This is a genomic window from Synechococcus sp. HJ21-Hayes, assembly GCF_024345835.1.
Classification (GTDB): Bacteria; Cyanobacteriota; Cyanobacteriia; order PCC-6307; family Cyanobiaceae; genus Vulcanococcus.
Genome location: NZ_JAGQBW010000011.1, coordinates 1 through 19,817, shown reverse-complemented (window position 1 = coordinate 19,817; position 19,817 = coordinate 1). Strand labels below are relative to the sequence as shown.

The window sequence follows — 19,817 nt, the reverse complement described above, 5'->3', positions numbered from 1 at the left end:
CAAGGGCAGGCCAAAAGCATCGCACCGGCTGGCCAGGCTGTCGGCGCCCTGGTGGAGCCTGCCTACATTGCCCAGAGCTTCAGCCTCCAGACCATGGCCAGCAGTGACGCCCAGCGCCAGGCCCTGATCGCGTCCCTGCGGGAGCGCTACACGAAGGCCCTGGAACACGACGATGCGGAGGCCAAGCAGGCCCTCTTCAAGGAAGCGGTGTATCTCGACATCCAGCCGGATCTGTTCACCCAGAACGAGGCGCCGTGAGCGAGCTGCTGCTGTTCAAGACCCTCTGGGGCTTCAGCGGCAGCCTGGCCCAGGCTCAGAACCTGGCCGCGGCTCAGGGTTTTGATGGCCTCGAGCTGAACCTGCACCATTCGTGCCTTGCCGGGCTCACGACGCAGCAGGTGCTCGAGACCTTCAGCCAGGCCCGTCAGGGCTTGATTGTGGAGATTGTCACCGGCGGTGACTACGTACCAAGCCTTGAGCGGGGCCCGGCGCAGCAGCTGCAGGAGCTGGGCGAGCGGCTGCAGCAGGCCCTGGAGCTGCAGCCGCTGCGGATCAGCGTGATTGCCGGCTCCGACGCCTGGGGAGCTCAGCAGCAACGGGAATTCTGGGGCGAGGCCGTGGCGCTGGCCAAGGGGGCAGCGGCTCCGGTGAGCTTTGAAACCCATCGCTCCCGCAGCCTGTTCAACCCCTGGACCATCGAGGATTGGCTGAGCACCTATCCCGATCTACGCCTCACGGCGGATTTGAGTCACTGGTGTGCGGTGGCTGAACGCCTGATGACCCCAGAGCTCACGCCCATCCAGGCCATGGCCGAACGGGTGGACCACATCCACGCGCGGGTGGGCCATGCCCAGGGCCCCTCGGTAGGTCACCCATTGGCCCCGGAATGGGCCGAGGCCTTGGAGGCCCATCGGCGCTGCTGGGCTCTATTCAGCCAATCGCAACGCCGGCGTGGCTTGGCCCCACGCACGATGACCCCGGAGTTTGGCCCGGATGGCTACCTGCCCCAGTTGCCCTTCACAGGCCAACCGGTGGCTGACCTGGAGGAGATCAACTGCAGCCTGGGGGCTTGGATCAAGGCAGGAGCTCTGGAGCGCTGAACCCCATCAGCGCGGCGTAGAGGGCCTGATGCTGGAGGATGCGTTGCTCGAGGCGATGGGGCGGCCCTGGCACCAGGCCACTGGCGTAGCCGATCTGGGCCGATTCCACCAGCAGCCGGTCTTCCTCGAGAAAGCCCAGCACCTCCTCCATCCAGGCATCTGCTCCGGGGCGAAGGCTGGGGTGGCCCAGAAGCCACACATCCATGCGGCAGTGCTGGGGATCCAACGGGGGAAAACTGATCACCGCCATGCGGCCATCTGGCCAGAACAGCAGGTGGGTCCAGGGGGCCAGGCCGAAGGTGAGGAACTCACCGCCCGCCGGGTAGGGCGTGGCCAGCAACGAGCCATGGGAGCTCAGGGCGTGGCGGTACTGGCGCACCGGCCCCTGCTCGCGGTGGAGCGTGGTGGGATGGGCAATGGCAACGTGATAGTCGTCGAGAGTGTTGTCGTGGGCGATCTTCCAGTTGCACTGCAGGATGCGGCTCTGCTGAGCCAGTAACACCCGGGGCCGATCGAGTAGATCAACCGCCTCCTGCAGCACGAGATCGAGTTGCTGCGCGAGGGGCAGGGGGTTGGAGCCGATCGCCACCCAGATCAGGTTGGCGAACACCTCACAGCCCAGTCCAGCCAGGGGCCATTGGCGGCGATCAAACGGTGTGAGGAAATCTCCCTCGCGGGCAGCGGCCAGGAGGTCACCCTGGAGGTTGTAGGTCCAGCCGTGGTAGGGACAGACCAGACGGCGACAGGCCCGAGCCTCCGCTTTAGCCGCCAACAGCGCCACACCACGATGGGGGCACCGGTTCACAAAGGCCGTGGGGGTGTCTTCCGTGCGGGTGAGCAGCACCGGCAACCCCTGCACCTCAAGGGCGAGGCTGTGGCCCGGGGGCAGCCCATCCAGGCTGGCGACGGGGTGCCAGAACTGCGGGGCGTAGCGCTCGCGCTCCTGCTGGGCAATGGCGGCAGAGCCATACACCGAAGCGGGCAAAAAGGGCTGGGGCCCTGATTCGGAGAGGGTCATGAAGGCAGGGCCGGCTCCAGGGCCCGCAGCCCCCTGGCCAAGTCCTCGCGCATGGCGAGAAACTCCGCAGACAGCCGCACGTCCGCCATCGCGGTGCGATCCAAGGTCACAGCCACGCTGCGCACAATCCGGCCTGGATTCGGCGCCAAGATGTGCACACGATTGGCCAGCAGCAAGGCCTCCTCCAGGTCGTGGGTGATCAACAGGGCCGTGAGCCCGGTGCGCTGCCAGAGCTGATGCAGGAACTCCTGCATCGATTCACGGATCTGGATATCCAGGGCACCGAAGGGTTCATCCAGCAGCAACAGCTTGGGATCGGCGGCGAGGGCGCGGGCGATGGCCACCCGCTGCTGCATGCCACCGGAGAGTTCCCGGGGCAGACGCCGTGCTGCATCCGCCAAACCCACAACCTCAAGGAAATAGCCCGTGCGCTCCCGCACCTCGGAACGGGAACGCCCCTGCAACTCCATGCCGAAGGCCACGTTCTGAGCAGCAGTGAGCCAGGGATAAAGGCTGTACTTTTGAAACACCATGCCCCGGTCCGAACCGGGACCAAGCACCGGCTGTCCATCCAGGCAGATGCTGCCGCTGCTGGGATGGTCAAGCCCGGCAATGAGACGCATCACGGTGGACTTGCCCGAACCCGAGGGACCCACCAGGGCGAGAAAGTCCCCAGAGTGAAGATCGAAGGACACATGATCGAGCACCAACTTGCGGGCCTTGCCGTGGCCGAAGCTCTTGCAGACGCTGGAAACCTGAAGATGCATGGGGATCTAGTCAGTTGGCCCAGGAGCAGGCACGGCGCATCAAGAACCGGAAGCCAAGATCGATCACAAGGCCGATCAAACCGATCACAATTAAACCCACAAAGATCTCATCGGTGTGCAGGAAGCGCTGGGCCAGGCTGATGCGTTTGCCAAGACCCTCAGTGGCCGCCACGAGTTCCGCCACGATCACGAGATTCCAGGCGGAGGCCATATTGATTCGGTAGGTGTCCAACACCTGGGGGGCAATGAAGGGAGCAACCACTCGGGTAAGGATGGGAAAACCCTTGCCCCCCAGGGTGAGGGCCGTTTCCACCAGCTCCCGGGGCACGAACTTCACCGCATCCATGATCATCAGGGTGTTGAAGAACACGGTGCCGATGAAGATCAACAGCACCTTGGGCAACTCCTCCAGGCCGAAGTAGATGATCAGCAGCGGGATGAAAGCGGGCGCCGGCATATAGCGGATCAAGCCAATCAGGGGCTCCAGCAGGCGACAGATCACGGCATTCGTGCCCATGGCAATGCCCAGGGGCAGGGCAACCCCTGCCGAGAGGGCAAAACCAAGGAACACGCGCTGGATGCTGGCCAGGGCATCCTTCACGAGGATGCCTCTGGACCACTGGGTCTGGCCGGCCTGCCAGACCGCCAGAGGCGAGGGCAGGAACAGCTTGTCAACAGCACCACTGGCCGTGGAGAGGAACCACACGATCAGCACCCCCAGGATGCCAAAAAGGCCCAAAACCCATGGCTGGCTCAGGAGTCTCCGCAGCTCGACTGTTGTCATCACAGGCCCTACTTGGCGTTATCCACGAAGGTGGCATTCAGCAAGTTGCTGATGTCCGGCTTGGTCTTGGCCAGCCCAACCTCCACGAGGAACGCGCTGATCTGCTCGGCCGCATAGGGCAGCGCAATCATCGTGCTGCCAGGTTTGAAGTTGGCCTGGTTTTGGGCCAGGGTCTGAATCGTTGTGCCGGCGTCGTAGGCCTTGAACTCAGCTTCTGAAACCCCGGAGCGCTGCACCAAGATGGGCAGGGTGGCAGCGGGATCGTCGTTGATCAGCTTGAGCGTGGCGAACCAGGCATTCACCACCTTCTGAATAGCCTCGGGATTCTTCTCCACAAACCCGCGACGACAGACCAACAAGTCGCTGATGGCGCCAGGGTGCTCCTTGGAGGTGGTGAGAGCCTTGCTGCCAGGTCGCTTGAGGGCCTGGGTGGTGAAGGGTGCATACACACCCGCCGCATCCACCTTGCCGGCAGCAAAGGCCGCCGCCGCCGCTCCGGTTTCCAGCGGCACAAAGGTGATATCCGAGGCCTTCAGGCCACCATCCTTGAGCACCTTGAGCAACAGGTAATGATCCACAGTGCCCTCCTCAGCGGCCACCTTCTTGCCTTTGAGATCGGCCACCGTCTTGATCTCCTGAGCGGCGATGATCTGGTCATTGCCCGTGGAGTAGTCGTTCTGAAGCACCACCTGCAGATCAGCGCCACCAGCAATCGAACTGATGGTGTCGTTCAGGGTTTGGCTGTTGCAATCGAGCTGCCCCGCATTCAGGGCATTGATGGAATCGAGGTAGCCATCAAACCACTGCAGCTTCACGCCAACATTGGCAGCGCCAAACAGGCCCTTGGCTTCGGTAACGGCCCAGGGGAACCAGCCCGGCCAGGCGCTGTAGCCAAGCCGTACAGTGGCCGAATCACCGCCAGGCTTCTGGCAGGCCGTGAGCATGCCAGCCCCAAGCGCCGTGAGCAGAGAGAGTGCCAAGGCGCGGCGGCGCTGGGTTTTCGATGACAATTTCATGGGAGGCGTTATGCAGGTAAACGGAATCAGGCAGCCGCTTCAGAAGAACTCCAAGTAGCGCTTCTGTTCCCAATCAGAGACAGCGCAGTGGTACGACTCCCACTCCTGACGTTTGTAGGTCACATAGGCATCGAACATGGCATCGCCGAATACCTTTTTGGAAAGGGGATCCATGGCAAAGGCTTCGATGGCTTGAGCCAGCGTGCGTGGCAACATGCCAATACCCCGCTCGGCCAACTGATCAGCAGTTAGGGAGTAGGCATTCACGAGATTGGGCTCACCAGGATCGAATTGCTCCCGGATCCCCTCCAGGCCAGCTGCAAGGATCATCGCCGCCCCCAGGTAGGGATTGCAGGAGATATCTGCAGCGCGGCACTCCACCCGCCCTCCAGGCGAGGGAATCCGCAACATATTGGTGCGATTGTTATTGCCATAACAGATGAACACCGGTGCCCAGGTGAAGCCGGACATGCTGCCCTGCGCCACCAGGCGCTTGTAGCTATTCACCGTGGGGGCAATCACCGCGCAGATGGCGGCGGCATGGCGGAGGATGCCGGCGATGAAGTGATCCGCCAGACGGCTCACCGTGCCTGGCGCTCCTGACTCGGAGAGAAACAGATTCTGGCCCGTTGTCACATCCGCCAGGGACATGTTGTAGTGGGCACCGCTGCCTGTGCGATCGCCGAAGGGCTTGGGCATGAAGGAGGCGATCAACCCATGGCGGTGGGCGATCTCCTTGGCCATCAGCTTGAAGAAGGTGAGCCGATCAGCCATGGTCAACGCGTCGGCGTAGTCGAAGTCGGTTTCGAACTGTCCGGGGCCATCTTCATGGTCGAAGGAATACACCCCCCAACCCAGCTGATTCATGGCGCCCACGAGTTCATCGAGCCAGGGCAGGTTGTCGAGCAGCCCACGAACGTCGTAGGCGGGCTTCTCGAGGGTGTCGCGATCGCTGAAGGGAACGGCACGACCATCGGCATCGCGCTTCAGCACGAAGAACTCCGTTTCGATGCCCAGGTTGAAGCGATACCCCATGGATGCCGCTTCGGCCCGAACCCGTTGCAGGATGTTCCGGCTGCAGGCGGTGAACGGCTCGCCCTGCAGGTGCAGATCACTGGCAAACCAAGCCACCTCCGGCTGCCAGGGCAGCACGGTGCAGGTGGAAGGATCAGGAACCGCAGCCACTTCGTTGTCACTCACCTCCTGGGGCACGCCATCGAGGGCGGCGCCGGTGAACAGCTCGGAACCGGCGAACATCTGGCCGAGATGGGCCAAGGGCACAGCCTTGGCCTTGCTGACGCCGTGGAGATCAACAAAGCTGGCCAGGGCGTAGCGCACACCCTTGGCTTCCAATGCCGCCCGCAGGGATGGTGCGGCGGTCGTCAAGGGGGTGGTCATGCGGGCACCAGCACACAAGGGGATGGATCGGCGCGCAACGCGGCGCAGCTGGACAGCACCCAGCGGTACCAGGCCTCCAGCCCATCGCCACTGGTGGCGGACACCGGCAAAACGGTGCAGCGAGGATTCACCTCGCGGATGTGGGCCTCAAAGCGCTGGAGATCCACCGGCAGGTAGGGAAGCAGGTCGGTCTTGGTGATCAACACGCAATCCGCCTCGCGGAACATCACCGGATACTTGAGGGGCTTGTCGTCGCCTTCGGTGACACTCAGCAGGGCCACCTTGCGGTGCTCACCCACCTCAAACTCCGCCGGGCACACCAGATTGCCCACGTTCTCCACCCAGAGCACATCGAGGCTGGCCGGATCGAGCCGTTGCTGCAGCAATGACAAGCCACCACTCACCATCGCGGCATCCAGATGGCAGGCACGGCCGGTGGTGATGGGTATCACCGGCACCCCCACCGCCTCGAGCCGTTGGGCATCGAGTTGGGTGGTCATGTCACCTTCCAGCACCGCCATCTCGAGGTCACTGGCGAGGGCGGTGATGGTGTGTTCCAGCAAGGACGTTTTGCCGGCACCCGGGCTGCTCATCACATTGAGACACAGCAGCGACCAGGCATCGAAATGGGCACGGTTGTGCTCGGCCTGGTGTTGATTGGCAGCCAGGAGGTTGAGCCCGAGGGTGTCCTCGAGGGGCATATGCATGGGAAGGTCCTCAGGATGCGCTGGCGACGGTCAACGGGGTGGAAGTCAGGGTGTAATCAACGGAGCGGATGCGCAGTTCACGGCCACTCTCGATCTCCTCCATTGGATGCTCACAGCAGGGGGAGCGATAGCCCTGCTCGGCAGATGGTGCATAGGTGCTGGAACACACCACGCAACGGCCCACGAGGGGCACCGGTTCGATCTTCAGGCGAGCGCCGTCCAACCAACTGCCGCGCACGGCGGCCTGCCAGGTGAACACCAGTTGGTCCGGCTCTACACAGGTGAAGGCACCCACCTGAAGGTGCACGGTATCCACCGTGGGAACAGCAGGCTCATGCCGGGTGCGCCACTCATTCATGGAGAGCAGCAGGCATTTGGTCATGTCAACTTCATGCATGGCCCTATCTCCATTTGCGATCCACGCCCATGTTGCACTCCTTGTTGATCCAGGAGGGCAATGATTGGCGCGGCAACTGGCCACTCACCACCATGTGGGCCATGGTGTCACAGATCACACGGGTAGCCATCAGAGAGGTCATGTCACTGATGTCATAGGGAGGAGAAACCTCCACCACCTCAAGGCCACAGATGGGCACATTGCGAACAATCAGCTCCAACAGTTTCAGGGCTTCGCGGGGCAGGAGCCCTCCGGGTTCCGGCCAGCCTGTTCCGGGCACAAAGCCTGCATCAATGCAGTCGATATCGAAGGAGATGTACACGCAGTCGGTGCCATCGGTGGCCCGCTCAATCGCGAACTTAGCCGCCGCCTCCAGGCCCATCTCACAGATGTCGGTCACGGTGAGCACATTGGTACCCCGTTCCCGACACACCTTCACACCCTCACGGGGTACCTGCCACCCACCGATGCCCAGTTGCACAAGATTTTCGGCCGGTGCATTGGCCATGTTGGTGGCATGGAACCAGGGGCAGGTGTGCATGCGTTCATCCAGGTCGATCTCCTGGGTGTCCACATGTCGGTCGAAGTGAATGATGCCCACCTTCTTGTCGCCCAGGTGGCGGCACACACCCCGCACCGTGGGGAAGCCGATCGAATGATCACCGCCGAGGATGATGGGGAAGGCACCACTGGAGAACACGTGGGCGATGCCCTTCGAGATCTGGTCGAAGGACTTCTCGTTGTTGGCAGGAATGGTGAAAATGTCGCCCACATCGCAGAGGGTGATCTGCTCCCGCAGATCCACTCCCATCTCGTAGTTGTAGGGGGTGTAGAGGGCCGAAATACGCCGGATCCCCTGGGGGCCAAAACGGGTGCCGGGCCGGTAGGTGGTGCCGCTGTCATGGGGCACCCCCACGATGGCAACGTCAAACTCACCAACCCGATTGACATCCTCGATGTACGGGGCCTTCATAAAGGTGTTGATGCCGGCGTAATGGGGAAGTTCCCCTCTCGAGAAGGTCGAGATGCGGCGATCAACAATGCTCTCGGCAGCTTCGAGGCCGTAGCGAAGGCCTTGATCCACTTCCTGCTGCCAGCCGGTTAAAGGCAGGGCACGCTCTTTTTCTAGGGCGCGCATCCCCTCGCTGGGATGCTGCCGCTCGAAGGCGCTCGAGGCGCCAGACTCTGATGTCATGACGGGAGGGGTATGGAGAGAGCGGTCTCCCGGGCTTTTATCCCTCCGTGCAACCGGCATAGCCGGCCCGAGCCTCTCGGACCAGGCACTTCCCATGGGAAGCCGGAACCCTAGGCATCACATCCGCTCGTGGACTTTGCGCTGCATTGAGGAATGGCGTGGTGCCATCCACTACGAAATGGAGATTCAGCGCGGCGCCTGTTCGTGGGAGTGGTCGTGATCGTGCTGGGCAGCGGGATTGCCCTGCTGCGTGGCCTGTTGGTGATCAGGATGGGCCATCACAGAGGAGGCCAGGGCCACCGCGAAGCTGAACACCAGGGCCAGCAGGGTGAAGGCTTTCTGTTGAAGCAAGAAAGGGAAGGAAGAACAACAGATCGGACCGTACCCAGCCCGGGCCAGCCAACGGGTTACAACCACCACCAAACGGGGGATGGCCCACCAGTGGCGAGCCAATGCGCCCTCAGGCCGGCAGCAGGGCCGAGAGCCGGGTGCGGAAGTCGCCCTTGGGCATGCCCCCCTTGAGCTCGCCATGGATGGTGAACTCCCCTTCGGGATCGGTCACCACCAGATAGGTAGGCCAGCCCATCCCCTCCTTGTTGGGGTACTGGGCCATCAGCACCTTGCGATAGCGGCGGTACACCTCCGTGTCCTGCAGCATCACGCTCACAAAGGTGCAGCCCAGCTCGACGCACACGCTGGCGTCGTAATGGCTCATGCGATGGCAGGTGCCGCAGTCTTCCGAGCTGAATTTGAGAACGTGGAGCATGGGGATGCGGGGCGGCACTGTTGGGAAGTTAGACCTGGTACGCCGCTACGGCACAGCCCCCATTTCTAGGCTGCCTGCTCCACCCGGCTTGCCGAGACCCCATGCCCCAACAGCCAAACCCCCAGGACGGCTTTCTCTACGAGCCCATCGAGAAGTTCGGGGAGGGGCTGACCACCCGCAGGCCCTGGAACACTGAGGCCCTCACGGGGGTGGAGCGGCTGAACGGCCGCGTGGCCATGCTGGGCTTTGCAGCGGCCCTGGTGGGGGAACTGCTGAGCGGCAAGGGAATTGTCGGTCAGTTGGCCGCAGTGCTGCACTGGTATCTCAGCTGAGCCCCCTGGCCAAGGGGCCGGATCAACACCGGCAAGAAACCAGCCGCCAGCATCAGCTGGCGCAAGGGAACCCCGAAGAGGGTAGACACCACATCAATGGCAACCGCGGAGGCCGCCACTAAAAGCGGGCCATCGCCGTGATTTTGCCCATCTTGTCGGCATCCAGGCCCTGCAGTTCCTCGAACTGCAGGAGGCCATCTTTCACCAAGCTGGCAAAGACGAACAAAATGCCATCCAGGCGGAAGTCAAACCGCCCTTCAATCACGTGGCGTTGAATACTCAGGAAGTCGTGGAGTTGCCACAACGAATCCACAGACTGCAAGCCATCCACCTGCTGGCGAACGGCCGTGATCACCCCATCAATGGCCCGGTTGTAGGCAACGGCAAAGGCGGCTCTTGCCACTGCCTGTTCTTGGTCCGTCCAGCCAGCCAGTGTGGTTTCCATGACGGAGACCCTATCGCGTAACAATCGCCGCCGCGAGAGCGGCGACTGAGGGGCAACTGATGCCACGCCAGCTGCGGGTAGGCGTGGTGCTCCCAGTGGTAGCCGAAGTGAAAGCAAGCCAGCAGGGAGGCCCATTCCGGGAGATCCAGGCTGATGGCATGGTGTGGATCGCCCGGCTGTGGTTGCTGGCGGTGGGGCAGATAGGTGCCCACCACGAACAACTGCAGGGAACTGAGCAGCAGGGGAACTGTGCAAAACAGCAGCACCTGACCAGGAGTGGCCACAACCGCCAGCAGACCCCAACCGCTCAACAGCAGCAACATCTGGGGAACAGACAGATAGCCCCTCAGAAACCGCACGTACCAGGCCACGGGGGATGGGGCACCTTCGGCACAAAAATCAGGATCTTGATCCGTGCCGGGGGCACCGTGGTGACGGAGGTGATTGCGACGGCAGAGCTCGTAGGGCAAGGCCCCATAGAGAGCCAGGGCCAAAGCCCCAAACCGGTGGTTCCAGCCCGCATGGGCCGGCAACAGCAAGCCGTGCATGGCGTCGTGACCGACGATGAACAAACCGGTTTGGCACAGGCTGCGCAAGAGCACCGCCAACAGCAGCAGCCCTGGGGAGAGCTGGGCCGGATCCTGAGCCAGAAGGGCCACCAGGCTGATTCCCCAGGCACCCAGGATCGCGGCCGCCAGCAGGATCCCCTTGGAAGGCGGGGTGCCGATCAACGGGCGAACTTGAGCAGCTCGGCGGGGGAGGCCAGCAGATCAATGGCCACGAAGTAGATCTTGCCTTCGGGGTTGAGCAGGAAACGCCAGGCCACGTTCATGCCGATGCCAGCCCCGAACCAGGGGGTCTGCACCTTGCCCGTCACCTTGATCTGGGTGTAGTCACCATCGGTGGGTTCGGCATAGCCCCGCTCCGGCAGGAGGCGCAGGTTCTGGCAGTCCTCACGGAAGAAGCGCAGGATCGCCTCGGAGCCCACGATCGGTTTCTGGAACGGGGCCTGCAGGGCGCCATCCGGCAGGAAGAGCTGAATCAGGTTGTCGAAGTCGTTGGCGTTGAGCAGATCCATATAGCTGTTCACCGTGGGGTTGATCACCCCCTCGATGAACACCTTCTTGCGCTGCTCTTCGGGCGTGGGAGCTGCCACCGGCTCCATCACGCGCTGGCCTTCACCCTTGGCGGGGTCGTAACCCATGTCCACCACGAAATTGCGCAGCAGGGTGATCTGCTGGCCCTGCTCCACGGTTTTCACGGAGCTCAGCACCGAGGCCGCGTTGGCAGAGAGCTGGTAACCCTCGGGGATGGGAGCCACCAGGCCGGCAGCCATCCACTGGCCAAGTTGGTACCAGAAGCCGAGCTTGATATTCACCGACCAGGTGGAATAGGTGCGGCCAATGGAGGTATCACTGCTATTGGCCAGGTCACACATCACCTGGCTCTGCTCGGCGAAGCTCATCGCCTTGATCTGATTGAGCACCGGCTCCGCGAACTGCATGCGCGCAGCCCCAGGGGCTGCAATCGTGATGGTGGAGCCCATCTCGAGGTACGCGTACCAGATCAGCGCCAGTTGATCTTCGGCGCTGAGCAGGCGGAAACGCGCGGTGATGGCTGGAACCACATCCGCCGAGAGGGTGTCAGGAAAGATCTGGGCAGCCTTCTCGAGCGTGAACATCGGCGACAGCCCCGTTTGTAAAGGAGTTTTACAAACTCTAGGCCATTGCCGGGCGAGATTGGCTATGCGGTGATTTAATCCCGCACCAAAGCCGCTCAACAGCGCTGGGCTACAGCAGATCCGTGCCGGGTTGCAGGCCAGCCAGGCTCAAGTGGAGGCGGGCGTTTGGGGCAGCCTCACGCTCCAGCGCGACACCTGCGACAGGGCATCGCTGCCATCGATGCGGATCAGGCAGCGGCTCGTATCGCCGTGATCCCCCTCCCCCACGAACACGGCCGCAACCCAGCCCTTGGAGGAGCTCAGGTATTCCACCTTGGTGCCAGATGTGGTGTCGAAATACGCCATGCCCATCCCCTCAAACTAAGCCGGGAGCGGTGCCCCGCGTAGCCGGTTCAGCTGCTCATCCATGAAGCACCTGCGCGATGGCACCCACCAGGGCCATCACCAGCAGAACCACACTGCTGAGAAAGCTGATGCCAAACCCAGGCCCCCGTTTCTCCGGTGCCTGGAGGTAGCCCACGGCATAGGCAAGCCGACCGGCCACCCAGAGGATGCCCAGCACCGCCGCCACGCTGGCCTGGCTCACCAGGCTGGCTAGCCAGAAGCAGGGCAGGAAGAACACCAGTTGCTCCAGGGTGTTCTGCTGCACCCGCAGCGCCCGTTCAAATTCCGGCGGACCGCTGGTGGCGGGCGGCATCACCTTGTGCTGGAAGCGGACCTTGCCCACCAACAGGGCGGTGCCCTGATAAAGCACGAGGGCCGCCACGCTGATCAACGTAGGGATGGCAAGGCTGGTCATGGGGAGGGAGAGCATTCCGATCAGCCCCACTCTGGCTAGGACTGGGGCAGACCTTCGCCCCCCGTGCTCCCTGGGTTCAGCCCAACATCCGCACGCGCATCATCGCTTTCGTGGCCTGCTGGCTGATGGCCTGGCGACTGACACCGCGATGCCTGGCCACCACAGCGGGTTTCTCCACCTGCAGTTCCAGCAGTAAGGCCATGTCATCGGGGAGAGCCGCCTTGAGGGGCCGCAGGCGCAGATCCAGATCCAGCTGATGCAGGGGGTCATCCTGGGGAGCGGCCAAGAGCTCACCCAAGGGGCTGTTGTCGTCGCCAACCGGAGCATCGAGGCGGGCCAAGTGGCTCACAGCCAGCGCCGCCAGGGCCCTCTCCCGTTCACTTGCACTCAGGCTGCTGGCCTCCCCCTGGAGCAGGCGAGCGCTGAGCTCGCTCACATTGGACGGCACCCGCACCAGGCCGGCACTGCCCAGCCAGCGATGGATCGACTGACGAATCCACCAGAAGGCATAGGTGGAGAGGCGATAGCCCTTGGCCGGCTCGAACTTTTCGATGGCGTGGGTGAGGCCAAGGGCGCCTTCCTGCAGGGCATCCTCCATGGCCAGGCCGCGCTGGTGAACGGTGCGCCAGTAGCGCTTGGCCACGGCCATCACCAGGCGCAGGTTGCTCTGCACCATGCGATCACGGGCCCTCAAGCCCCGCTGTTTCACAGCCGCCGGCGCGCCCTCGGGGCCGCCGGGCCAATCCAGCCACTCCCGCACACTGCGACCAAGGGTGAGTTCCTGGGAAGCGGTGAGCAGGGGAGCCGCAGTACCAGCGGCTTGCAGCCAGCGTCCCGTTGAATCGGTCATGGGATTGGCTTCCGAGCAACTCGGACGGGGATCCCCCACATGAGAGTCACGCCGGAGCATCGGCGCCACAACCAAGGGGCGAAGTGCGGAGATCAACGCAAGCCACAGGCGGCCGCAGCGGCCCTCAGTTACTTCACGGTTCGTTACGACACTCGCCAGACTTGGGCCACTGATCCCTCGGCCATGGCCACCCCCCTACCCCTGGAAATCGTGGCTGGCGTGTGTGCCGCCACCCTCACGGTGGGCTTACTGCGCAATGGCTCCAAAGCTGATCAACCGGTGGTGGCAGCAGCCCCCTGGAGCTTGCCCCTCAAGCTGCGCTCCGCGATCCAGGGCTACCTGATGGGTCCGGGCCTGCTGCAGAGCCTGGGGCTGCTGGCGCTGCGGCTGGCCATCGGCGTGATGATGATCCACCACGGGCAGGACAAACTGGCCGACCCGCAGAGCTTTGCCACCAACTACGTGGCCGCCCTGCATCTGCCCTTTCCGCTGCTGATGGCCTATGCGGCGGGCTACGCGGAAATCCTGGGCTCCTGGCTGTTGATCTTCGGACTGTTCACGCCGCTGGGCGCCCTGGCCCTGAGCAGCACCATGGCCGTGGCGGGGTACCACCACATCCTCACCAGTGGCCTGAATATCTACGTGCTGGAGCTGGTGGTGCTCTATCTGGGCGGTAGCGCGGCTGTGCTGCTGGTGGGGCCAGGCCGCTTCTCCTTTGACGCCGGCATAACTGCGGAATGGCTGGAAACCCAGCCGCAAGCGGCTGGGAACGGGGCCGAGGCGTCTGGCACTACGGGTTGGCTGGCTGGTCAGGGCTGAACACCACGGCGCTCGACAACTCGGTGAAACCCTCGTCGTCCTGATCATTCACCGCAAAGGCTGTCCAGGTGGCGAAGGGCTCCGGCTTCGCACCCTGGAGCGGCCATTCGATCCGTTTGCCCGCCAAGGTGATACCCACGCAAGTCAGGAAGCGGTCGTCGGCCATCAACGACCAGAGCACATGCAGGGCCTCGCGGGAATAGGGGGTGGGCTCGGCCTGAACAGGCTGATCCGCTAGCAGGCCGGGCAAGGTTTCAATCTGGCGGTGGTTCTCCCAGCGCAGGTAGCGCCCGCTGTCGGTGGGATAGAACCAGCAGGTTTCGTTGCCGGCATCCTGCAGGGGAAAGCGATCGAGGCACTGGCAACGGGTGATCTCGAGGGGCGGGCCAAACATCGGTGCGGCAGGCTCCAGAGCTGTGCCGCTGATGGCGTACACGCCCATCCACAGGGAGTGCACATCGAAGTGGGGCACCAGGCAGTCGCAGTACCACTGGCTGGCCGTGCCTGGCAGATCACCACTGGCCTGAAGCAGGCCGCGATCCACTTCCACATGCAGGTTGTCGGAGCAGGTTGCGGGTGCGGAGCAGAGGCGCAGAGCCACACCACTGCGCAATCCCCGTTTCTGGGCCTGCACGAGCTGATCCCAGCTCGCCTGATCGCCCGGCAGGTCTGCAGCTGGTGCCAACACAAAAGCCAGGGCGTGAACCACAGAAGGAGAGTGGAGAGGGGAACAGGGGCAATGGACAAAAAAACCCGGACGGCAAAACCATCCGGGTGCGTGACTTCAGAGGCCGCGGAAACGCAGGGCTCAGCCCAGGCCGATCTGAGCGAGGACACCCTGACCGGTGAGCAGCTCGGTGCCCAGACCGATCACGAAGCCCAGCATGGCCAGGCGGCCATTCCAGGTTTCAGCGAAGGCAACGAAACCGAAGCGGGAGGAGGAGTCGGCCATGACCGGAGTTTCAAGAAACTTTAAAAAGTGTAAAGGGTTGCTTCGGGGGGCCGCGGTATCCAGCGATGCAGTGGCGTGACGCCACAACGAAGCCCGGAGCGTTAGCCCCGGGCCGTTGAGGTGTGCTTGTTGGCGTTGGTGCTTGAGGTGATGGCGGAGCTGCCGGCGCTGGCACCTGGGGCCAGGTGACAAGTGGGGCTTCCCGTGGGGTCCGGGGCACCTAGGGCGATGCAATGGACGGCGACAACGTCACACGCCAGGGAAACCAGAGATCCGTCGAGAGTGTTGGAGCAGGGGCCGGATCGTCAGCGCGCTCCTATCTGGTGCTCAGGGGGGGTGTCGTCCATCTGTGGAGCCTCCGAATCCCGTTGCTGCCAGCATCAATCGGCCACAGCACCCTGGCAACACGTGCTGCCCAACCCGCATCCTCTCTTCACCTGGCCACACAGCGCTTCATGAAGGCAGCTTCACCGCTTCGGGGCCTGCTGCTGGCGGGATGGCTGGCCCTGGTGGGCTGCAATGCGGGCCGTAGCCAGCCCCTTCGAGCCGTGGTGCTCTCGATCGGTGATGGCGACACGATCCGCGTCCGCGAGGACGGGCGGACCATGACGGTGCGGCTGGCCTGCATTGATGCGCCCGAACTGGCCCAGAGCCCCTACGGCGCCCAGGCCCGGGCCTACCTGCGGCAGCGGTTACCGCTTGGCGCTGTGGTGACCCTCGACATCCACACCAAAGATCGCTATGGCCGGCTGGTGGCCGAGGTGATCAGCGACAGCAACCTGGGGCTGGCGCTGGTGGAAGACGGCCAGGCCTTTGCCTACCGGCGCTACCTGCATGGCTGCAACGCCCCTGCCTATCTCGATGCGGAATTCAGGGCGAGCCGCCATCGCTTCGGGGTGTGGCAGCCGCCCGGCGGCATCCCCCGGCCCTGGGAGGTGCGCCGCCAGCGCCGGAGCTAAAGGCGCTGGCCTCGTGCGGGACCACAGTCAGACAAACCCCCAGGGCCAGCCGATGAACATCGTTCTGCTCCACCCAGAGGACTGGATCGCTGACGATGTTGCCGTGGTGCGGGATCACCGCGCCATGCACATGCGCGAGGTGCTGCGAGCGCAGGTGGGCGACAGCCTGCGGGTGGGTCTGCTCGGCGGCCTGTGCGGCCAGGGGGTGATCGAAGCCCTTGATCCAAGCGGCGTGCGGCTGAGCGTTCAGCTCAGTGAGCCGCCGCCGGCGAGGCATCGCTTTGAGATCGTGCTGGCCTTGCCGCGCCCGAAGATGCTGCGCCGGATCCTGCGGCAGTGCGCCGAGTTTGGCATCGCCGACCTGCACCTGATCCACAGCGCCCGGGTGGAGAAGAGCTACTGGCAGAGCCCGTTGTTGCAACCAGCCAGGGTTGAGGAAGCTCTGGTGGCGGGATTGGAGCGATCCCGCGACACGATCGCCCCCAGGGTCCATCTGCACCGGCGGTTCCGCCCCTTTATCGAAGACCAGCTGCCGGGGCTGTGTGCGGGACGTCCCTGTTGGCTGGCGGATATGGGTGCTCCAACATCGCTTGCGGAAGCGCCGCCGGTGCCGGCGGTGGTGATGATCGGCCCGGAGGGCGGCTTCGTGCCCTTTGAAGTGCAACTGGCCGAATCGGTGATCGCGCAGCGGGTGGGTCTGGGGGAACGGATCCTGAGCGTGGATACGGCCCTGATCACCGTGCTCGCCCAGGCCTTGCCGGGTGGGTGCTGATGCGCCCATCCCGACTGCTGAACAGAACCGCACCGACCAGCGCAGCGCCAACAGTGGGGGCATCCGCATCAACCGGGAGGGCCAGTACGGCGCTTTCACGCCGCTGCCCTCCCCGAGGCCGTGAGCCTTCTTCTGTCTTCCCCACACTGCCGCCTCAAAACACCAAGCCCATCACTGGTAGCCACGCGGCCGCTCGCCCTCATGACTGTCGTAGCGCGCAAACCCCAGGCATACGAGGGGTTCGGTGAGGGCGCTGGGGCGGCCATCCTGCTGGCGCTGCTCACGCACAAACAGCAGCACCCGTGAGCCGCGCGCCCCGTGGTGAATGGTGCGATGGCTGTCAGGTGCATGGCTGTGTTAGCCAGGCGTCTACACAGCGAACATCGCCTGCAAAACAGCCAGTAGCTCATTCAGCGGAGTCTCCGACAGACTCCCCAATCGCCTGACGAGACGTTCCCGATCTACAGCCCTTAGCTGATCAGCCACAACGTGGCCGTGTTTGCCATCCAAACTGCATCGCACACGAAAAGGGCATGGATGTCCACCAGTGGTAAAAGACGCGACAATGAAAGGACGAAGATGAGCATTGAGCTCATCCGGTGACACGACGACAAGGCCTTGTTGTCCTGACTTCAGATCCTCGCGTGGGATTCAATGCAACCAGGTAGATATCCTCTCTTGAGACGCATTCTTGGGTCACCATGACCACTCTTCATCATCAAACCGAGTGGCGCTCATCTCATCGAGAAGTCCCTCCGCCTCAAAAGACGATGCCGCCTCTGCCCAGCCAGCCCTCGGATGTGCCGATGGCCTGATGGTCAGAACCCCTGGAGCAGCCTCGATCTCGACTTCGTCAGCCAGCCCCGCAACCTCAAGCAGCGGCTTGGCGAGACGGATCCCTCTCGAATTGCCGATTTTGACCAGCTTCGCTCGAACCACGGCCACACCCTGCAGACGTGCTCACAGTGTGGCCACGCTCGCGACTTCAGCACATCTCCCTTGCTCTGGCTAACGCCAAGATCACCTGGCCGCAGCAGCCTTTGCCGGAATGATTCACTGGATGCGGATATTCGGTGGCGCGGGCCAGGTGCATTGCGTCGCCAAGGGGTTGTTGACATTGGCATCCAGATCTGATTAACCTGAAGGCAGCCTCTTATAGCTTCATGGCAAACATTGCATCTGGTTATCTCTCTATTAGCATGAAGGGAAAAGAAGCAGCTACAGAATTGGGGAACTCGATTGAGGAGTCTAGACTTTTTGGCTATGGCGGTGATGTCGATATTGAAACTGGGGGTGATGAGCTCAATGTAGGTTTCTCATGTGCATGGAATGGGGATGATTGCTGGGACTGGATTGACGAGCAACTTTCTGAGAGCTCGACTCTTGGTGATCCATGCAAGGAGGCCCTAAGGAATGCGCAGATCGATGGCTACACGTATGAGTATGGCTGTCAACACCGAGATCGGGTACACAAACCCGCGGGTGAGTCAAAGCTAAAGAGGGAGCAGGCAAGTATTCCAGACGATATCGCAACTGCTCTTAAGATAGCCAATGCATTCTCACTGAATCCCGAAGAAACAAGAGTTGTTAGCGGTGGAACGGTCACACTTCTGTCGAAAAGCCAGTCGGAAGACAATGAGAATGAGTCTATCTATTCATTTTCAATTGCTTGTGGATACTCAATGGAACTCACCATGAGTGTCAATGATTCCACCATTTCGAGCGAGGAAATCGAATACAGCATTGTAGAGATTGAGCTTGAAGACTGGGATCCCGAAGAGGATGACGAGGATTACGATGAAACGAGTATGTTTAAGGAGATAGTCGACGATATTGTTGCCGACTTTGATACTATCTATCAGTAGCTGCTGTCTGCATAACGCCAAGGATCACCCGCCCGCAAGCACCATCGCCGGCATTGATTCGCTTGGTGTATACTTTTGCAGGCACAGGGCGGGTGTGCTGCTTCGTTAGCAGTGCTATATTTCAAGGATTGTTAGCGCATTGGGCCGTGGGCAATAAACAGACGGATGCGAGCGCCGTAATTCGCTCGCGCATACTTCAGGCGGATCCAACAACAATAATTCTTCTCGCTTGTGAGCAAGTCAGCGAGCTGTCGGAGGGCGAGAATGTATGCCTATTTGAAACCGAGCATGTTCGCCACTCTCTAGAGATAGGGTCATGTGCTGATGGTCCCACTTCGTCGTGTCGACTTGATTTTGTTGCTGAAGGCGTTATCCAGTCTTTACTTCATGGAGACCATCCACATACACCTATGATGCCCCTCTCTGACCTCTGGTCAAAGCTGGGAGGATGCCAAGCACTAACCAGTGAAGAAATCCTTAGGGCCTACCAGGAAAGAGCATTGTCCTCTGCACCTCGTTGCTACCCTTGTGACACTGACTTTATAGGGATAATAACCTCCAAGTTAGTCATGGTAAACGGTATACACCTGGATTCAGCCGTAGAACTAGCAATCTCCAAGGGGTATATCGAGGTCTATCAGGAATCCGGCGACATGGGGCATTCCTCGTGGGACTCATGCCTGGATCTGTCGAAGATCGAGGAATTTTTAGGCACACATCAAAGTAATAGTGATGCTTCAAAGGAAAGTAGCTTGGAGTTTGACAGTGTCACCGCTCTGCGGATTGAGAGCAGCACGGTCTCTGCGGATGACATAGCAAGCAGCTACTCTCAGGGCGTGTCTTATGGATATAGCATTGAGAATCTTGTGCTAATGATTGAGGAAGAAGAAGGATCACTAGAGACAGCTGGCTCAGGCAGGCTATGCGTTGATCTTCTTGCTAGCGGTGAGGAAGCAGCTGAAGCATTAAAGGCTATCGATGACTTGATGAGTCATGCTGAGTAGCCTTGTCCTGCTAGCGCTCGCCATCACTAGGCCGCATAGAGCTGAAGTAGAAGGAACACGAAGGGTGAGGTGGACTGGTTTTTCTGGATAGGCCCCATCGTTAGTCTCTGAGGCGGGGTACCGCCCCTGATCGGGGCTCCCGTCAATGAGTAAGCGCCGCACCCACAGTCCCGAGTTCAAGGCCAGGGTCG

Annotated in this window: 29 protein-coding genes and 1 riboswitch; of the genes, 8 read left to right on the top strand and 21 right to left on the bottom strand. The window is 62.0% G+C overall.

The window, feature by feature from the left end:
* The first annotated feature begins 51 nt into the window (after positions 1-51).
* Positions 52-258: a hypothetical protein gene (locus KBZ14_RS09830; protein ID WP_255118155.1), complete on the top strand. Its 207-nt coding sequence runs from the start codon at positions 52-54 to the stop codon at positions 256-258.
* Positions 255-1,100, top strand: a complete 846-nt coding sequence (locus tag KBZ14_RS09825; RefSeq protein WP_255118154.1) for a sugar phosphate isomerase/epimerase — start codon at positions 255-257, stop codon at positions 1,098-1,100. The genes KBZ14_RS09830 and KBZ14_RS09825 overlap by 4 nt, the downstream gene beginning before the upstream one ends.
* On the opposite strand, the gene KBZ14_RS09820 is transcribed toward KBZ14_RS09825, so the two are convergent.
* From KBZ14_RS09820 to KBZ14_RS09775, 10 genes are all read right to left on the bottom strand, one after another.
* Entirely contained in the window at positions 1,075-2,118 is a 1,044-nt protein-coding gene (locus KBZ14_RS09820) for an aromatic ring-hydroxylating oxygenase subunit alpha (RefSeq protein WP_255118153.1), read from the bottom strand. The two genes, KBZ14_RS09825 and KBZ14_RS09820, sit on opposite strands and share 26 nt — an antisense overlap.
* Positions 2,115-2,885 carry an ABC transporter ATP-binding protein gene (locus tag KBZ14_RS09815; RefSeq protein WP_255118152.1) on the bottom strand — a complete coding sequence of 257 codons (771 nt, stop codon included), beginning with the start codon at positions 2,883-2,885 and terminating at the stop codon, positions 2,115-2,117. Before KBZ14_RS09815 ends, KBZ14_RS09820 begins: the two co-directional genes overlap by 4 nt.
* Positions 2,886-2,895: 10 nt before the next feature.
* Positions 2,896-3,669 carry an ABC transporter permease gene (locus KBZ14_RS09810; RefSeq protein ID WP_255118151.1) on the bottom strand — a complete coding sequence of 258 codons (774 nt, stop codon included), beginning with the start codon at positions 3,667-3,669 and terminating at the stop codon, positions 2,896-2,898.
* A gap of 8 nt (positions 3,670-3,677) precedes the next feature.
* The gene (locus tag KBZ14_RS09805) at positions 3,678-4,685 is read right to left on the bottom strand and encodes an ABC transporter substrate-binding protein (protein WP_255118150.1); all 1,008 of its coding nucleotides are present in this window, start codon (positions 4,683-4,685) and stop codon (positions 3,678-3,680) included.
* 39 nt (positions 4,686-4,724) lie between these two features.
* Complete coding sequence (glnT, locus tag KBZ14_RS09800; RefSeq protein ID WP_255118149.1) at positions 4,725-6,083, bottom strand: type III glutamate--ammonia ligase; 1,359 nt, start codon at positions 6,081-6,083, stop codon at positions 4,725-4,727.
* On the bottom strand, positions 6,080-6,790 hold the full coding sequence (hypB, locus tag KBZ14_RS09795; protein ID WP_255118148.1) for a hydrogenase nickel incorporation protein HypB: 711 nt from the start codon (positions 6,788-6,790) through the stop codon (positions 6,080-6,082). The genes glnT and hypB overlap by 4 nt, the downstream gene beginning before the upstream one ends.
* 10 nt (positions 6,791-6,800) lie before the next feature.
* Positions 6,801-7,187, bottom strand: a complete 387-nt coding sequence (locus KBZ14_RS09790) for a hydrogenase maturation nickel metallochaperone HypA/HybF (RefSeq protein ID WP_255118147.1) — start codon at positions 7,185-7,187, stop codon at positions 6,801-6,803.
* A gap of 4 nt (positions 7,188-7,191) precedes the next feature.
* A complete protein-coding gene (gene speB, locus KBZ14_RS09785) occupies positions 7,192-8,382 on the bottom strand; it encodes an agmatinase (RefSeq protein ID WP_255118146.1) in 1,191 nt (396 codons plus the stop codon).
* 24 nt (positions 8,383-8,406) lie between these two features.
* Positions 8,407-8,508, bottom strand: a riboswitch (guanidine-I (ykkC/yxkD leader).
* A 60-nt stretch (positions 8,509-8,568) separates the two neighbouring features.
* Positions 8,569-8,733 carry a hypothetical protein gene (locus tag KBZ14_RS09780; protein WP_255118145.1) on the bottom strand — a complete coding sequence of 55 codons (165 nt, stop codon included), beginning with the start codon at positions 8,731-8,733 and terminating at the stop codon, positions 8,569-8,571.
* Positions 8,734-8,842: 109 nt separating this feature from the next.
* Complete coding sequence (locus KBZ14_RS09775) at positions 8,843-9,148, bottom strand: thioredoxin family protein (RefSeq protein ID WP_255118144.1); 306 nt, start codon at positions 9,146-9,148, stop codon at positions 8,843-8,845.
* Between the two features lie 101 nt (positions 9,149-9,249).
* Here KBZ14_RS09775 and KBZ14_RS09770 point away from each other — a divergent pair, with 101 nt between their 5' ends.
* Positions 9,250-9,480 (top strand): chlorophyll a/b-binding protein, encoded by a 231-nt coding sequence (locus tag KBZ14_RS09770; protein WP_255118143.1) that lies wholly within the window; start codon positions 9,250-9,252, stop codon positions 9,478-9,480.
* Positions 9,481-9,598: 118 nt separating this feature from the next.
* On the opposite strand, the gene KBZ14_RS09765 is transcribed toward KBZ14_RS09770, so the two are convergent.
* The 6 genes from KBZ14_RS09765 to KBZ14_RS09740 all read right to left on the bottom strand — a co-directional run bounded on the left by KBZ14_RS09765 (position 9,599) and on the right by KBZ14_RS09740 (position 13,255).
* Complete coding sequence (locus KBZ14_RS09765) at positions 9,599-9,925, bottom strand: hypothetical protein (RefSeq protein WP_255118142.1); 327 nt, start codon at positions 9,923-9,925, stop codon at positions 9,599-9,601.
* Complete coding sequence (locus KBZ14_RS09760; RefSeq protein WP_255118141.1) at positions 9,832-10,656, bottom strand: fatty acid desaturase; 825 nt, start codon at positions 10,654-10,656, stop codon at positions 9,832-9,834. The genes KBZ14_RS09765 and KBZ14_RS09760 overlap by 94 nt, the downstream gene beginning before the upstream one ends.
* The gene (locus KBZ14_RS09755; protein WP_255118140.1) at positions 10,653-11,606 is read right to left on the bottom strand and encodes an orange carotenoid-binding protein; all 954 of its coding nucleotides are present in this window, start codon (positions 11,604-11,606) and stop codon (positions 10,653-10,655) included. Before KBZ14_RS09755 ends, KBZ14_RS09760 begins: the two co-directional genes overlap by 4 nt.
* A gap of 147 nt (positions 11,607-11,753) precedes the next feature.
* The gene (locus KBZ14_RS09750; protein WP_255118139.1) at positions 11,754-11,951 is read right to left on the bottom strand and encodes a hypothetical protein; all 198 of its coding nucleotides are present in this window, start codon (positions 11,949-11,951) and stop codon (positions 11,754-11,756) included.
* Positions 11,952-12,006: 55 nt separating this feature from the next.
* Positions 12,007-12,405, bottom strand: a complete 399-nt coding sequence (locus KBZ14_RS09745; RefSeq protein ID WP_255118138.1) for an MAPEG family protein — start codon at positions 12,403-12,405, stop codon at positions 12,007-12,009.
* 76 nt (positions 12,406-12,481) lie between these two features.
* Positions 12,482-13,255 carry a sigma-70 family RNA polymerase sigma factor gene (locus KBZ14_RS09740; RefSeq protein ID WP_255118137.1) on the bottom strand — a complete coding sequence of 258 codons (774 nt, stop codon included), beginning with the start codon at positions 13,253-13,255 and terminating at the stop codon, positions 12,482-12,484.
* A gap of 183 nt (positions 13,256-13,438) precedes the next feature.
* Here KBZ14_RS09740 and KBZ14_RS09735 point away from each other — a divergent pair, with 183 nt between their 5' ends.
* Positions 13,439-14,074, top strand: coding sequence for a DoxX family protein (locus KBZ14_RS09735; RefSeq protein WP_255118136.1), 636 nt, complete (start codon positions 13,439-13,441; stop codon positions 14,072-14,074).
* Here KBZ14_RS09735 and KBZ14_RS09730 read toward each other — a convergent pair.
* Both KBZ14_RS09730 and KBZ14_RS09725 read right to left on the bottom strand, forming a co-directional pair.
* Positions 14,046-14,783, bottom strand: a complete 738-nt coding sequence (locus tag KBZ14_RS09730) for a hypothetical protein (protein WP_255118135.1) — start codon at positions 14,781-14,783, stop codon at positions 14,046-14,048. The two genes, KBZ14_RS09735 and KBZ14_RS09730, sit on opposite strands and share 29 nt — an antisense overlap.
* A gap of 99 nt (positions 14,784-14,882) precedes the next feature.
* On the bottom strand, positions 14,883-15,026 hold the full coding sequence (locus tag KBZ14_RS09725; protein WP_255118134.1) for a chlorophyll a/b-binding protein: 144 nt from the start codon (positions 15,024-15,026) through the stop codon (positions 14,883-14,885).
* 455 nt (positions 15,027-15,481) lie between these two features.
* On the opposite strand from KBZ14_RS09725, the gene KBZ14_RS09720 reads away from it, so the two are divergent.
* Positions 15,482-15,985 (top strand): thermonuclease family protein, encoded by a 504-nt coding sequence (locus KBZ14_RS09720; protein WP_255118133.1) that lies wholly within the window; start codon positions 15,482-15,484, stop codon positions 15,983-15,985.
* A 52-nt stretch (positions 15,986-16,037) separates the two neighbouring features.
* Positions 16,038-16,757, top strand: coding sequence for a 16S rRNA (uracil(1498)-N(3))-methyltransferase (locus KBZ14_RS09715; protein ID WP_255118132.1), 720 nt, complete (start codon positions 16,038-16,040; stop codon positions 16,755-16,757).
* 171 nt (positions 16,758-16,928) lie between these two features.
* On the opposite strand, the gene KBZ14_RS09710 is transcribed toward KBZ14_RS09715, so the two are convergent.
* The 3 genes from KBZ14_RS09710 to KBZ14_RS09700 form a co-directional block, all read right to left on the bottom strand.
* Positions 16,929-17,057, bottom strand: a complete 129-nt coding sequence (locus KBZ14_RS09710; RefSeq protein WP_255118131.1) for a hypothetical protein — start codon at positions 17,055-17,057, stop codon at positions 16,929-16,931.
* 69 nt (positions 17,058-17,126) lie between these two features.
* Positions 17,127-17,363 (bottom strand): type II toxin-antitoxin system PemK/MazF family toxin, encoded by a 237-nt coding sequence (locus KBZ14_RS09705; protein WP_255118130.1) that lies wholly within the window; start codon positions 17,361-17,363, stop codon positions 17,127-17,129.
* A 90-nt stretch (positions 17,364-17,453) separates the two neighbouring features.
* Complete coding sequence (locus KBZ14_RS09700) at positions 17,454-17,702, bottom strand: AbrB/MazE/SpoVT family DNA-binding domain-containing protein (RefSeq protein ID WP_255118129.1); 249 nt, start codon at positions 17,700-17,702, stop codon at positions 17,454-17,456.
* Positions 17,703-17,920: 218 nt separating this feature from the next.
* Between KBZ14_RS09700 and KBZ14_RS09695 the strand changes: the two genes are divergently transcribed.
* Positions 17,921-18,622, top strand: coding sequence for a hypothetical protein (locus tag KBZ14_RS09695; protein ID WP_255118128.1), 702 nt, complete (start codon positions 17,921-17,923; stop codon positions 18,620-18,622).
* Positions 18,623-19,035: 413 nt separating this feature from the next.
* On the top strand, positions 19,036-19,626 hold the full coding sequence (locus tag KBZ14_RS09690) for a hypothetical protein (protein WP_255118127.1): 591 nt from the start codon (positions 19,036-19,038) through the stop codon (positions 19,624-19,626).
* The last annotated feature ends 191 nt before the right edge of the window (positions 19,627-19,817 follow it).

Coding starts and splice junctions, on each gene's coding strand:
- KBZ14_RS09820 (WP_255118153.1), bottom strand. CDS start 2,118: ATGACCCTCTCCGAATCAGGGCCCCAGCCCTTTTTGCCCGCTTCGGTG.
- KBZ14_RS09815 (WP_255118152.1), bottom strand. CDS start 2,885: ATGCATCTTCAGGTTTCCAGCGTCTGCAAGAGCTTCGGCCACGGCAAG.
- KBZ14_RS09810 (WP_255118151.1), bottom strand. CDS start 3,669: ATGACAACAGTCGAGCTGCGGAGACTCCTGAGCCAGCCATGGGTTTTG.
- KBZ14_RS09805 (WP_255118150.1), bottom strand. CDS start 4,685: ATGAAATTGTCATCGAAAACCCAGCGCCGCCGCGCCTTGGCACTCTCT.
- glnT (WP_255118149.1), bottom strand. CDS start 6,083: ATGACCACCCCCTTGACGACCGCCGCACCATCCCTGCGGGCGGCATTG.
- hypB (WP_255118148.1), bottom strand. CDS start 6,790: ATGCATATGCCCCTCGAGGACACCCTCGGGCTCAACCTCCTGGCTGCC.
- KBZ14_RS09790 (WP_255118147.1), bottom strand. CDS start 7,187: ATGCATGAAGTTGACATGACCAAATGCCTGCTGCTCTCCATGAATGAG.
- speB (WP_255118146.1), bottom strand. CDS start 8,382: ATGACATCAGAGTCTGGCGCCTCGAGCGCCTTCGAGCGGCAGCATCCC.
- KBZ14_RS09775 (WP_255118144.1), bottom strand. CDS start 9,148: ATGCTCCACGTTCTCAAATTCAGCTCGGAAGACTGCGGCACCTGCCAT.
- KBZ14_RS09770 (WP_255118143.1), top strand. CDS start 9,250: ATGCCCCAACAGCCAAACCCCCAGGACGGCTTTCTCTACGAGCCCATC.
- KBZ14_RS09765 (WP_255118142.1), bottom strand. CDS start 9,925: ATGGAAACCACACTGGCTGGCTGGACGGACCAAGAACAGGCAGTGGCA.
- KBZ14_RS09755 (WP_255118140.1), bottom strand. CDS start 11,606: ATGTTCACGCTCGAGAAGGCTGCCCAGATCTTTCCTGACACCCTCTCG.
- KBZ14_RS09750 (WP_255118139.1), bottom strand. CDS start 11,951: ATGGCGTATTTCGACACCACATCTGGCACCAAGGTGGAATACCTGAGC.
- KBZ14_RS09745 (WP_255118138.1), bottom strand. CDS start 12,405: ATGACCAGCCTTGCCATCCCTACGTTGATCAGCGTGGCGGCCCTCGTG.
- KBZ14_RS09740 (WP_255118137.1), bottom strand. CDS start 13,255: ATGACCGATTCAACGGGACGCTGGCTGCAAGCCGCTGGTACTGCGGCT.
- KBZ14_RS09735 (WP_255118136.1), top strand. CDS start 13,439: ATGGCCACCCCCCTACCCCTGGAAATCGTGGCTGGCGTGTGTGCCGCC.
- KBZ14_RS09725 (WP_255118134.1), bottom strand. CDS start 15,026: ATGGCCGACTCCTCCTCCCGCTTCGGTTTCGTTGCCTTCGCTGAAACC.
- KBZ14_RS09720 (WP_255118133.1), top strand. CDS start 15,482: ATGAAGGCAGCTTCACCGCTTCGGGGCCTGCTGCTGGCGGGATGGCTG.
- KBZ14_RS09715 (WP_255118132.1), top strand. CDS start 16,038: ATGAACATCGTTCTGCTCCACCCAGAGGACTGGATCGCTGACGATGTT.
- KBZ14_RS09695 (WP_255118128.1), top strand. CDS start 17,921: ATGGCAAACATTGCATCTGGTTATCTCTCTATTAGCATGAAGGGAAAA.
- KBZ14_RS09690 (WP_255118127.1), top strand. CDS start 19,036: ATGCCCCTCTCTGACCTCTGGTCAAAGCTGGGAGGATGCCAAGCACTA.